Here is a 12466-nt window from a genome sequence, read left to right as displayed (position 1 = left end):
CAGGTGACGAACCAAGCTCCCGCAGATAATGGGGCGTTGTCCGTGGAACAACTTCACACCGGCCCCGCGACCAGCATCCCGCCAGCCGCCCAACAGCGACGACGAGGGCCTAGCTGTATTGATCACGAGCGTTGTTAACGCTGGCCGGGCTTGATCATGGCGAAGGCCTCCGTGTGTGGTGGAGGTGTCGAGTCTTCACCGCACGGAGGCCTCCGTGTCCCACCGTAATGCCCGGCTGACCGTTCACGGCAGGCGACTGCTCATCGACCGCGTCCGGACCGGCCGTCCCGTCGCGCACGTCGCCGCGGAGATGGGCATCTCCCGTCCCACCGCCCACAAGTGGATCCGGCGCTGGCGATCCGAGGGCGAGAGCGGACTCCTCGACCGCTCCAGCCGCCCGCGCACGACCCCGCACCGAACCACTGCCGCAACCGAAGCCCGTTGCTGCCGGCTGCGGCAGAGCCGCAAGCTCGGGGCCCGCTCGCCTGGGACCGATCCTGGGCCTGCCCGCCTCGACCGTGCACCGCATCCTCACCCGGCACGGCCTGAACGCCTGGCCCACCTGGACCGGCCCACCGGACAGGTCATCCGCCGCTACGAACGCAACCGGCCCGGTGAACTGATCCACGTCGACGTCAAGAAACTCGGCCGCATCCCCGAGGGCGGCGGCCACAAGGTCCTGGGCCGCCAGGCCGGCCGCGCCACCCGCAACCGCGCGGGCTTCGATTACCTCCACTCCGCCGTCGACGACCACAGCCGCCTCGCCTACAGCGAAGTCCACCCGGACGAGAAGGCCGCCACCTGCGCAGCCTTCCTCCGCCGGGCCGCAGCCTTCTTCACCGAACACGGCATCGACCGCATCGAGCGGGTCCTGACCGACAACGCCTGGCCCTACCGCAAAAGCTTCGTGTGGCGCCAAGCCCTGGCCGACCTCGGCGCGACCGGCAAGCTCACCCGCATCTACCGGCCGCAGACCAACGGCAAAAGTCGAACGCTTCAACCGCACCCTGCTCGACGAATGGGCCCACCAACGGCCCTACACCAGCAACACCGAACGCACCGAAGCCCTGGCAGACTTCCTCCTCACCTACAACCACCGCCGCTGCCACACCGCACTCGGCGGCCACCCGGCCATCAGCCGCGTAAACAACCCTGCGGGTCAATACAGCTAGCGCCCACCGGCCGAAGAGAGGATCGCGCCGGAAGGCAGCCTTGGCTGGTGCGATCGAAGTGGCGAAGGCGGCGAAGTGATCCGCACAATGCGTCTCGACCCGCTTCGCCAGGATTTGCTTCGGGTGGGCGGTTGCTCGCTTGACCGACCGTGAGACCGTGCCGGAGTGCACATTCGCGGTCTGTGCCATCTCGCTCTGGGTAAGGCCGTACATCTTGGTGGCCACGAGCGCGGTGCGCTGCTGCAGCGGCAGCTCGTCGCGCAGCGCGTCCCACACGATCATGTTTTCGGCGACCAGGTAGGCAATGTCCTGGCAGTGCCTCGCGGAGAAGTGCTCATCCATCAGATGCTCAGCCTCCCGCTCCCGCGTCCGGTGCAGCCGCTCTGTTTGGTGGACGACCTCACGACGCAGCGCCGTATAGACGTAGGCGCGGGGCTCGCGCAGCCTCTCTGGAGCACGCAGCGCTCCCTCGAATGCCAGATGTACAACGTCCTCCCGGCCGATCATGGCCTCGGGGACGGCCCGGCTGTGCAGCAGACGAGCTGCCACTGCGGTCATCTCGTCCCGGTGATCTCGGTAGACGGCATCTAGCGTGGCGACGTTTACCTGCTGGGTCGTTCGGGCCTCAGCCGCCGCTCCGCCCCCGGCTTTCCCCAACCGTGCCACCTGCGACTTCCCGCGCTTCACCCTTGGCGCGGATGATTTCGGCCTTCCCCCGGGCCCGATGCCGGTAGGCCATGCTGTCCAGCAAGGATCGGATCCCGGGTGCGAGCACGGCAGCAACGAACAGCGCAATAGCGACGAACTCCACTGAGTAACCTCCTCCAGTATGCGGCTCCTCAGCACCCCAGGCGGGGCCGGCACTTCAGGGACCGGCGCGGCGCTTCCGTACAGGGGCGTCTCTCGAGGGAATGCGGTGAAGTCAACAGGGGATCTTCACCAGCCCGGGACCGCAAGACCGCAGGTAGAAGACCTTCGTCGGCGGCCCTTCTCCTCCTCGATGAGTTGGATCACCTTTCAGATCGCTCCCCCGGCAACTGCATGACGCCGTCATCCCGACCATGCAGCGAGCGCACAGGCGGACACCGCAGGGGGTAGGCGGCTTGTGCATCGGGTCCCTCGTCCGGCATCAGCAAAGCAGTGGCACAGGATGAACGCCTGATGCACTCTGGTGAGTTGCTCACTCAGGAGGTCGTACCCGTGTCAGAGATCCGCTCGCTGGAGGAGCTGCGGTCACCGGACAGGACAGCGCTCGTCTTCACTCCGTTCGGGCTGGGCGGTGCGATGCCGACCGAGAGGGCAGCCGAGTTTCTGCAACGGCTGGTCGCGGACTGCGTGCTCGCTCCGGACGTGGCGGACGGAACGCGCCGAGAGTTCGAACGGCTTCAGCGGCTCTTCGCCCTTGGCCTGCTCGACTATGACGTCTTCACCGTGGTCGACGACCGCGCCTTGCTGGTGATGGAGCAGGCGCTGCGCGAGCGGTTCGTCCAGTGGTGCGCCGGGTCGGTCACGTTCGAGGACGCCAGCGGTCTGGAGTCTCCACTCATCGAGGACGTGCGCACTTACGACGATGTGTTCGCCGCGGTGAAGAAGGTGGGCAGGAAGAGCCGGCGGAGCCCGCGGCAGCAGCCGGCGCCGCAGTGGCGGTTGAAGGTCGACAGCACCCTGATCGACTTCAACGGCATGCTGGCCGGGCTGCGGACCTGGGCGCGAGCGGCCGGTCTGCTGCGTGGTCAGCGCACGCGTGGCATCGAGCACGCGATGTCGAAGCTGCGCGATGCCGTGGCCCACCCGACCGGTTACCGCCGCACGACGCCCGTGGAGACGGCCCGGACCCTGCACGACCTGGCAGAGCTCATCAATCAGCTGTGGGGACACCCGACGCCTGGCGGGCGCCTGTACCCCGCCCCAGTGGAACGCGACATTGTCGTCATGGCCTGGAACGACGAGGGAAGCGTCCACATGGCCCACGCCGATGCCCTGCGGCAGGATACCGATGCCGACGGATACCGCTACATCCTGATCCGCAGCGTTTCCCGCCCCGGAAGCCGGTACGAGGACGCGCACTGGTCGGCGTTCGACGCCCGGTTCGAGACAACGCAGTTCCCCACCGAGTACCTGTGGGGGCCCGGAAGCCGTAGTGACGCCCTGGCCTGGCTAGATGCAGAGCAGCCGAAGGGGGATACCGTCGACTACGTCGACCGCGTCTTCATGCTCCGCGAGTACGACGGCCAGGTGTACGCGCCGATGCACCCAGAGGTAGTCGCGGGCCTCACCGAGGAAGAGCGACCCGGCACCTGGCACACGGTGCGGGCCGACTTCCCCGAGCACGCCTTCGCCCATGTACGCGGTCTCAGCGGCAGCCCCCGTGCGCACGCCCGGACCGGCGACTGCAAGAACTGCGCTGCTCACCACCTCGGCAGCGGGAGCCACGAACAGGCCTTGCGGGCCGCCGAAGACGCCATCGGCGTCGTCACCCCACGGCGGCCGCCCGCCGTTCGTATCCCTGGCTCGTTCTTTTGGCCGCACAGATTCTGAGACCACGGGGAACGGATGGGGCGATTCCTTCGCACATCCAGACCTTCGCTGCGTCTACCACAAAACCGATCGGTGGGTGGTTAGTCCGACCCCTGCCGGTGTGCTCGGTTCGGGACGACCCCCTGGCGGCGAAGTACACCGACCACGCCCTGTTCGACTGACTGAGGGTTGACTGCTGATCCCGGCCAGCAGCGATGGTCTTGCTGCGGCGGGATCGTGAGCGCGCGCCGCAGCAACTGCCGCAGCGGCCTTCAGTGGTAGGCAGCGGCCGCAGGTCGACCGGTCGCACACCTGCAGCGGACCGTCCCATGGGCGACGTCCGTGCCGGCGGTGTTCGTAGCACAGCTGGTCAGGCCCAGACTGCGGCATCACCCGCAGTGCGCACCGCATGGCCGACGGGGCTTGCCGGTACGTCCGGCCGCTTCCGGAACGCCGGTCACCGCCGACAGGTGTCCGCTGTCCGGTGACGCCTGTCCGGTGTCCCCAAATGACAAGTCTCGTGTCTCCTTCGGTCAAGCGGTCCCGGCCGTCCAGCCCTACCGTGGCACCACCGCAGAGACGCGGCCGGCCACCGGAGGGGCCACACCACTCCCCCGTGCACGTCCCCTTCGCACGGGCCGGTCACGACCGGCTCACCACGGCCCGCGTCCTCGGCCCCGCATCGACCCCTAGCCCCGAGTCGCTGCCCGCGCACACCTCGCGCGGGTCGCCCGCGAGGTGGGTGACCACCGATCCGACAGGAGTACGGACCGTGCACTTCCACGACGACTCACTCTTCCCCGAGAACCAGGAAAAGCTGGTGATCCAGGCCGCTCCCTACGGGCCGGAGTGGCTGCCCGGTGACGCCGACGACCTCCCCCTCACCATGGACGAGCACGTACAGGCGGCCGTCGACTGCTACAACGCCGGCGCGACCGTGCTGCACATCCACGTACGCGAGCTCGACGGCAAGGGCTCCAAGCGGATGTCCATGTTCAACGAGCTGCTGGGACGGCTGCGCGAGGCCGTGCCGGACATGGTCCTCCAGATCGGCGGTTCGATCTCGTTCGCCCCCGAGGACGAGGGCAGCGAGGCCAAGTGGCTCAGCTACGACACCCGTCACCTGCTGGCCGACCTCACACCGGCGCCGGACCAGGTGACGATCGCGATCAACACCAGCCAGATGAACATCGTCGAGATCATGAACGACGACGACCTCGAGGGCACCTCGATCGCCAAGCCGGAGTACTACAAGGCCTATCGGGACATGGTGGTCGAGGCTGGCCCGGACTTCTACCTGGAGCACCTGAAGCGCCTGCACGCCAGCGGCATCCAGCCGCACTTCCAGCTCGCCACGCTGGCCCAGCTGGAGACCGTGGAGCGGCTGATCCGGTCCGGCGTCCACACCGGTCCGCTGATCCTCAACTACGTCGCCATCGGCGGCGGCTTCGCCGGCCGGCACCCCGCGGACCTGATCGAGTTCGTCCGCCGCACCCCGGACGGCGCCGTCCTCACCATCGAGAGCTCCATGCGGGCCGTGGCGCCGATGAACGCGATCGGCATCGCGCTCGGCGTCCATGTGCGCGTGGGCAACGAGGACAACCTGTGGCGCCGCAAGGGCGAGCGCATGACCACCGTCGAGCAGATCGAGCAGATGGTCCAGATCTCCGAGGCGCTGGGCCGTGACATTGCCACCGGCGCCGAAGCCAAGAAGATCTACCGGCTCGGGGAGTACTACGCGGACGCCGACGAGACCCTGGCCCGGCTCGGCATGGTGCCGAACCGCCGTCCCGGACAGCGCGGTTTCATGCTCCGCGACGTCTGATCGCGTCCCTTCGCCTCCGGGCACGCCACCACCCCACCGGACCACCGCGCAGCGCTCCGCTCGGCGCGCGCGGCCCCAGGGCCGCCGGAGCAATCCCCTAACTCCGGCGGCCCCCTCCTCCCATCCCACTCCCCGCGGCCGCCGTGCCCCGCACACCCGGCAGGCGTCCGCGACGAACAACGGAGCAACCCCGTGGCACACGCCATTCGCTTCCAGGAGACCGGCGGTCCCGACGTCCTGAACTGGGAAGAGGTCGTCGTCGGCGACCCCGGCCCGGGCGAGGCGCGGATCCGGCACGCGGCCGTCGGACTCAACTTCGCCGACACCTACTTCCGTACCGGCCTGTACCCGGCGCCGCTGCCCGCCGGGCTCGGTGTCGAGGCCGCCGGTGTGGTGGAGGCCGTGGGCGAGGGGGTGACGCACGTCGCCGAGGGCGACCGGGTGACGTACACCGGCAGCCCGCTGGGCGCGTACAGCACGGAGCGGGTGATGCCGGCCGACTCCCTGATCAGGCTGCCGGACGCGATCGGCTTCGAGACGGCCGCCGCGATGACCATGCGCGGCCTCACCTCCGCCTACCTGCTGCGCAGGATCCACCCCCTGAAGGCCGGCGACACGATCCTGCTCACCGCGGCGGCGGGCGGTGTCGGCCTCATCCTCTGCCAGTGGGCGAAACTGCTGGGGCTGACCGTGATCGGCACGGTCTCCACCGAGGCCAAGGGCGAGCTGGCCCGCGCCCACGGCTGCGACCACGTCGTCCACTACCGGCGCGAGGACGTCGCCCAGCGGGTGCGCGAACTGACCGACGGCGTCGGGGTGCCGGTCGTCTTCGACAGCGTCGGCGCCACGACGTTCGCCGGCTCCCTCGCCTCGCTGCGGCGGCGCGGCCTGCTGGTGTGCTTCGGCACCGCCTCCGGGCCGGTGCCGCCCATCGACGCCATGCAACTGGCGGTCAAGGGCTCGCTGTTCGTGACCCGGCCCGCCCTCGCCGACTACATCGCGGACCCCGCCGAACGGGCCGAGCTGGCCGGCGAGCTCTTCGGCCATGTCGCCTCCGGACGGATCACCGTCGAGGTCAACCAGCGCTACGCGCTGGAGGACGCCGCCCGGGCGCACCGCGACCTGGAGGCGGGGCGGACCACGGGGTCGTCCGTCTTCGTCCTCTGAACACGCCCTTCGCGCAGATCACCTGACTCCCGTTCACGTCCCTCACCAGGAGGAAGTCCCGTGGAGAAGACCCTTGCCCCGGTGGAGAGCGCACCCGCAACGGTGCGCGCCCACTCCCTCGGCTCGATCAAGGTCGAGCCGCTGACCTGCACCATCGGCGCCGAACTGTCCGGCGTGCACCTCGGCGACGCCGCGCGCGACGAGGACCTGTTCGCCGAGATCAAGGCCCTGCTCCTCCAGTACAAGGTCCTGTTCCTGCGCGACCAGGACATCACCCGCGCCGAACACGTCGCGTTCGCCGAGCGGTTCGGCGCGCTGGAGGACCACCCGGTGGCCGGCAGCGACCCCGACCACCCCGGCCTGGTCCGCATCTACAAGGACCTCGACTCCCCCGCCGAGCACTACGAGAACGCCCTCCACACCGACGGGACCTGGCGTGAGGCGCCCGCCATGGGAGCCGTGCTGCGCTGTGTGGAGTCGCCCCCGGTCGGCGGGGACACCATCTGGGTCAACATGGTCGAGGCGTACCGCCGGCTGCCGGACCACGTCAAGACCCAGATCCAGGGCCTGCGCGCCCGGCACAGCATCGAGGCGTCCTTCGGCGCCGTCATGCCGCAGGAGAAGCGCCACGAGCTGAAGGCCCGCTTCCCGGACGCGGAACACCCGGTGGTGCGCACGCACCCCGAGACCGGGGAGCAGATCCTCTTCGTCAACAGCTTCACCACGCACTTCGTCAACTTCCACACGCCCGGGAACGTCCGCTTCGGGCAGGACTACGCCCCCGGCGCGCACCTGCTGCTCAACTACCTGCTCAGCCAGGCCGCGGTCCCGGAGTACCAGGTGCGCTGGCGCTGGCAGCCGAACAGCGTGGCCATCTGGGACAACCGCTCCACCCAGCACTACGCCGTCCAGGACTACTGGCCCGCCGTCCGCAAGATGGAGCGCGCCGGGATCACGGGCGACAGACCGTTCTGACCTTTCCTTCAGAAGCTCGCGAGGTGATGACAATGGCGTTTCCCACCACTGAGCAGTCCCCGCCGGAGACGACGTCCCCGTCCGTCTGGCCGGTGTCCCGGCGCTATGCCTGGGTCGTTTTCGCCCTGAGTTTCGGCCTGCTGCTGTCCGACTACATGTCACGGCAGGTCCTCAACGCCGTCTTTCCCATGCTGAAGGCCGAATGGCTGCTGTCCGACGCCGAACTGGGCTCGCTCAGCGGGGTCGTGGCGCTGACGGTCGGCGTGCTGGCCTTCCCGCTGTCCCTGCTGGCGGACCGCTGGGGCAGGGTGCGGAGCCTGCTGATCGCCGCCACCGTGTGGAGCCTGGCGACATTGGGGTGCGCGGTGTCCGCGGGCTACGGCGAGATGATGATCGGACGGCTCTTCGTCGGCATCGGTGAGGCAGCCTACGGCAGCGTCGGGATCGCGGTGGTCCTGAGCGTCTTCCCGCCCGTACTGAGGGCCACGCTCTCCGGCGCCTTCATCGCGGGCGGCGCCTTCGGCTCCGTCCTCGGCGTCGCGATCGGCGGCGCGGTGGCCGAGGCGTTCGGCTGGCGCTGGGCGTTCGGCGTGATGGGCGTCTTCGGGCTGGTGCTCGCCGCGTGCTACGGCGTCGTGGTCACCGAGAAGCGGCTGCGGCCGCGGGCGGAGACGGACGCGGGCACGAACGCGGCGGAGACGGACGCGGATGCGAGGAACGCGGCGGACACCGACCCGGACACGAGGAACGCGGCGGACGCCGGTGCGGCCTCCGGCGCCCGGCCGAAGGCGGACACCGGCGAGGACGCGGCCACCGCCCCGCGCGAGCATCTGCGGGCCCTCCTGCCGCGGCTGTTCTCCTCCGCCTCGGTGATCGGCGCGTACGTCGGCAGCGGACTCCAGCTGTTCATCGCGGGCGCCCTCATCGCCTGGCTGCCCAGCTACTTCGACCGCTACTACCACCTGCCCACGGCGCAGGCCGGGGCCGCCGCCGGGGTCTTCGCCCTGATCATCGGCGTGGGGATGATCGGCGGCGGGATCGTCTCGGACCGGATCAGCAAGGCGCGGCCGATCAGGAAGTGGTCCGTCGCGATCTTCTGCAGCCTCGGCTCACTGGTCCTGCTGCTGACCGCCTTCCATCTCCCCACCGGCCCACTCCAGATCATGACGCTGGCGGCGGGAGCGATGCTGTCGGCCGGCACGGCCGGCCCGGCCGCCGCCATGGTGGCCAACCTGACCCCGGCGACCATCGCCGCCACGGCATTCGCCACCCTCACCCTGGCCAACAGCCTGCTCGGCCTGGCTCCCGGCCCCGCGGTCACGGGCATGCTCGCCGACCGGACGAGCCTGCTCGACGCCCTCCGGCTCGTCCCGCTCGTCGCGCTCGGCGCCACCGTCGCCTTCGTGGTCGGCCGGCACCACTACGAGCGGGATCTGCTCCGCATCACCGAACTGTCCGGGCCGGCCGGCCCGGAGCGGACGCGAACGGAGGTGTCCTCATGACCCGCACCGCGACCCCGGCGATCGTGATCGTCCCGGGCCTGCGCGACCACGTGGACGGGCACTGGCAGACCCTGCTCGCCGGCCGGCTGGCCGAGGCGGGCCGCACCGTCCGCACGGTGCCGCCGCTGACACATGACGGACTCAGCCGCAAGGCCCGCGTGGCCGCACTGGACGAAGTGGTCTCGCGGCTCGCGGGACCCGTCGTCCTGATCGCCCACAGCGCCGGCGTGATCACCACCGTGCACTGGGCCCAGGAGCACCGGGCCGACGTCCGGGGCGCACTGCTGGTCACCCCGCCGGACTTCGACACCCCGCTGCCCGAGGGCTACCCGGCCCCCGACGTGCTGGCCGAGAACGGCTGGACGCCCGTCCCCCGGTCGGCGCTGCCCTTCCCCAGCATCGTGGCGGCCAGTTCCGACGACCCGCTGGGCGGCCTGGACCGCGTCCGTGCGCTGGCCCTCGCCTGGAAGAGCGGGTTCGTGGAGCTGGGAGCCGTGGGGCACCTCAACCCCGCCTCCGGCTACGGCCCGTGGCCGGAGGCGGAGGAACTGCTCCGCGAACTCGACCCCGCCCCCGACCCCGCCCCCGAGCACGGCTGAGACACCGCCCCGGCCGGCGCCTCCCGGAAAGGCATCGATGAACACCGACACCGACCCCGATCTCCTCTGGTCGCCCGGTCTCCGCGAGACGCGGGACTCCAACGTCGCGTCCTTCCTGCGGTGGCTCGGCACCCACCGGGAGCTGCACTTCCGCGACTACGCCGAGCTCTGGCGGTGGAGCTCCACCGACCTGCCCGGCTTCTGGTCCGCCGTATGGGAGTTCTACGGCCTGGACGCCGTGTCCGGCTACGACGAGGTGCTGGCGGACGCCTCCATGCCGGGCGCCAGGTGGTTCACCGGCGCCCGGCTGAACTTCGCCGAACGGTGCCTCGCGCACGCCACCCCCGACCGCCCTGCCCTGGTCTTCGTGGACGAGGGCAGGGCCCCCGTGGAGACCTCCTGGGAGGAGCTGCGCCAGCAGGTCGCGGACGTCGCCGCGGCACTGCGCCGGATGGGTGTGGGGCCCGGCGACTGCGTGGCGGGCTGGCTTCCCAACCTGCCGCAGACCGTCGTCGCGCTGCTGGCCACGGCCTCCCTCGGCGCGGTGTGGACGGTGTGCTCCCCGGACTTCGGCACGCCCAGCGTCCTCGCCCGACTGCGGCAGGCACGCCCGACCGTCCTGGTGGCGGCGGACGGCTACCGCCACGGCGGCAAGCAATACGACAAACGCCCCGTGGTCGCCGAGCTCGTCGAGGGGCTGCCCTCCGTACGGCACGTGCTCGCGGTCGGCCACCTCTTCCCCGCGCCGGACGAGCCCTGGGCACCACGGGCCGACGTACGGCAGCACTCCTGGTCCGCGCTGCCGGCCGCGGAGGGGCCCCTGGAGTTCGCCGACGTGCCCTTCGACCACCCCCTGTGGATCCTGTGGTCGTCGGGGACCACCGGGGTGCCCAAGGGGATCGTCCAGGGACACGGCGGCATCGTCGTGGAACTGCTGAAGGCCCTCGGGCTCGGCGCCGACCTGCGCGCCGAGGACCGCTATCTGTTCGTCACGTCCACCAGCTGGATGGTCTGGAACTTCCTGGTAGGCGGACTGCTGCACGGCAGCACCGTCGTCCTCTACGACGGCAGCCCCACGTTCCCCGACGTCCACGGCGCCTGGCGGGTCGCCGAGCGGACCGGCGCCACGATGGTCGGGGTGGGGGCCGCCTACCTCGCCGCCGGGGAGAAGGCGGGCGGGGACCCGACGGCCGAACTCGGTCTCGGGGCACTGCGCTCGATCCTCCAGACCGGCTCGTCGCTGCCGCCCGGCACCTGGCGCTGGGTACACGACCGGCTCGCGCCCGGTGTCTGGCTCCAGTCGGTCTGCGGCGGGACCGACGTGTGCTCCGTGCTGGCGGGCGGCTCCCCGCTGCTGCCCGTGCGAGTGGGCCGTATCCAGTGCCCCGCGCTCGGCGTCGCGCTGGCCGCCTGGGACCCCGCGGGGCGGCCGCTGACCGAGGAGCAGGGCGAGATGGTGCTGACCTCGCCCCTGCCGTCCATGCCGCTCCACTTCGTCGGCGACCCCGACGGGGCGCGCTACCGCGACAGCTACTTCGACACGTATCCCGGTGTCTGGCGGCACGGCGACTGGGTCACCGTCCATCACGACCTGTCGGTCGTCGTCTCCGGCCGGTCGGACTCCACGCTCAACCGCATGGGCGTGCGCATGGGCTCCGCCGACCTCTACGCGGTCGTCGAACAGCTTCCCGAGGTCGCCGACAGCCTCGTCGTCGGCGTGGAACGCCCGGACGGCGGCTACTTCATGCCCCTGTTCGTGGTCCCGGCCCAGGGGACCGACCTGGACGACGCAGTGCGCGAGCGCATCGCGGCCGCCGTCCGGCGCCGGCTGTCCCCCCGCCACGTGCCCGACGTCATCCTGCCGATCGCCGCCGTGCCCCGCACCCTGACCGGGAAGAAGCTGGAGGTGCCCGTCAAGCGCATCCTCCAGGGCGCCCGCGTCGACGAGGTGAGCAGCGCGGGCGCCGTCACCCATCCCGAGATGCTGGCCTGGTTCGCGGAGTTCGCGGGCCGTTCCGCGACGGGCGGGTGAGCCGCGCCCTCCCGCGGACGGAGAAGACGCCTCGGCCCACACCCATGGGCCGAGGCGTCTTCGTGGTCGCCGGGTGATGGTCAGGAGGTGCGCTCGGGCTCGACAGTCGGCACCCCGGGAATCCGTGGATCCCTGGGTGCCGACGGCGCCATCCGCGATGGCCGGGGGGACTGACGCTCCAGACCGCGGCGATGCACATCACGTGCTGTCCGGTGGGCATGGCGGCGCGCCAGACGTCCCCTTCGGCGTCTCCCCAGTCCTGCCGGACCTCTTCGCGCCCCACCAGTCCGACGCCGAGTTCCCTCTCGACGGCGGTGGGTTCCCCGAGACGCAGCGGGACTGCGCCACTCATGCCGATGTAGCCGATGTAGCAGTAGGCGCGGGTCAGCTCACCGGAGACGCCCCTGGCCCAGGCGTGGTGGTCGACGATGCGGTGCGTGCCGAAGTACTGGAGGTCCCCGACGCGTGCGGCCGGCGTCCGCAGGCAGGCGGGGAAGTCCGGGCGAGTGGCGTCTGTCTCCGGCGTCAGATGGATCCGGCCATGGGCGGGGGTCCCGCCAGGGACGGGTCTGGCGACGAAATCCCCCTGTCGGTAGGCCAGTTCGGTGCCGTCCGGTCGATGCTCGGCCGGTGCCGGAGGCCGAGGGCGTCGGCCACCTTCTCCGGCCCTGCGTCCC

General features: G+C 70.7%; 8 protein-coding genes and 2 pseudogenes. 8 read left to right on the top strand and 2 right to left on the bottom strand.

Annotated elements, in window-relative coordinates; genetic code table 11:
* The first annotated feature begins 214 nt into the window (after positions 1-214).
* Positions 215-1172, top strand: a pseudogene (locus tag ACFYNL_RS05820) (IS481 family transposase).
* Positions 1173-1310: 138 nt separating this feature from the next.
* Here the strand turns inward: ACFYNL_RS05820 and ACFYNL_RS05815 are convergent.
* A pseudogene (locus ACFYNL_RS05815) lies at positions 1311-1838 on the bottom strand (RNA polymerase sigma factor); the annotation flags it as partial.
* Entirely contained in the window at positions 1798-1983 is a 186-nt protein-coding gene (locus ACFYNL_RS05810) for a hypothetical protein (RefSeq protein ID WP_388796950.1), read from the bottom strand. The pseudogene ACFYNL_RS05815 and the gene ACFYNL_RS05810, both read right to left, overlap by 41 nt.
* A gap of 473 nt (positions 1984-2456) precedes the next feature.
* Between ACFYNL_RS05810 and ACFYNL_RS05805 the strand changes: the two genes are divergently transcribed.
* From ACFYNL_RS05805 to ACFYNL_RS05775, 7 genes are all read left to right on the top strand, one after another.
* On the top strand, positions 2457-3710 hold the full coding sequence (locus tag ACFYNL_RS05805) for a hypothetical protein (protein ID WP_388796947.1): 1254 nt from the start codon (positions 2457-2459) through the stop codon (positions 3708-3710).
* A gap of 595 nt (positions 3711-4305) precedes the next feature.
* Positions 4306-5514 (top strand): 3-keto-5-aminohexanoate cleavage protein, encoded by a 1209-nt coding sequence (locus ACFYNL_RS05800; protein WP_388796944.1) that lies wholly within the window; start codon positions 4306-4308, stop codon positions 5512-5514.
* A gap of 192 nt (positions 5515-5706) precedes the next feature.
* Positions 5707-6681, top strand: coding sequence for a quinone oxidoreductase family protein (locus tag ACFYNL_RS05795; protein ID WP_388796941.1), 975 nt, complete (start codon positions 5707-5709; stop codon positions 6679-6681).
* 60 nt (positions 6682-6741) lie between these two features.
* A complete protein-coding gene (locus ACFYNL_RS05790) occupies positions 6742-7656 on the top strand; it encodes a TauD/TfdA dioxygenase family protein (protein WP_388796938.1) in 915 nt (304 codons plus the stop codon).
* 32 nt (positions 7657-7688) lie between these two features.
* On the top strand, positions 7689-9158 hold the full coding sequence (locus tag ACFYNL_RS05785) for an MFS transporter (protein WP_388796934.1): 1470 nt from the start codon (positions 7689-7691) through the stop codon (positions 9156-9158).
* Positions 9155-9757 carry an RBBP9/YdeN family alpha/beta hydrolase gene (locus ACFYNL_RS05780; RefSeq protein WP_388796931.1) on the top strand — a complete coding sequence of 201 codons (603 nt, stop codon included), beginning with the start codon at positions 9155-9157 and terminating at the stop codon, positions 9755-9757. The genes ACFYNL_RS05785 and ACFYNL_RS05780 overlap by 4 nt, the downstream gene beginning before the upstream one ends.
* Positions 9758-9794: 37 nt before the next feature.
* Complete coding sequence (locus ACFYNL_RS05775; protein ID WP_388796928.1) at positions 9795-11789, top strand: acetoacetate--CoA ligase; 1995 nt, start codon at positions 9795-9797, stop codon at positions 11787-11789.
* Positions 11790-12466 lie beyond the last annotated feature (677 nt).

It is taken from the genome of Streptomyces sp. NPDC007808, assembly GCF_042868655.1.
Taxonomy (GTDB): Bacteria; Actinomycetota; Actinomycetes; order Streptomycetales; family Streptomycetaceae; genus Streptomyces.
Note: the sequence above shows the minus strand (reverse complement) of the source record. Positions and strands in the feature narration are given on the sequence as shown.

What these genes read in the sequence shown, in the direction of transcription:
- ACFYNL_RS05775 (WP_388796928.1), top strand. Translation starts at nt 9,795, where the DNA reads ATGAACACCGACACCGACCCCGATCTCCTCTGGTCGCCCGGTCTCCGC.
- ACFYNL_RS05780 (WP_388796931.1), top strand. Translation starts at nt 9,155, where the DNA reads ATGACCCGCACCGCGACCCCGGCGATCGTGATCGTCCCGGGCCTGCGC.
- ACFYNL_RS05785 (WP_388796934.1), top strand. Translation starts at nt 7,689, where the DNA reads ATGGCGTTTCCCACCACTGAGCAGTCCCCGCCGGAGACGACGTCCCCG.
- ACFYNL_RS05805 (WP_388796947.1), top strand. Translation starts at nt 2,457, where the DNA reads ATGCCGACCGAGAGGGCAGCCGAGTTTCTGCAACGGCTGGTCGCGGAC.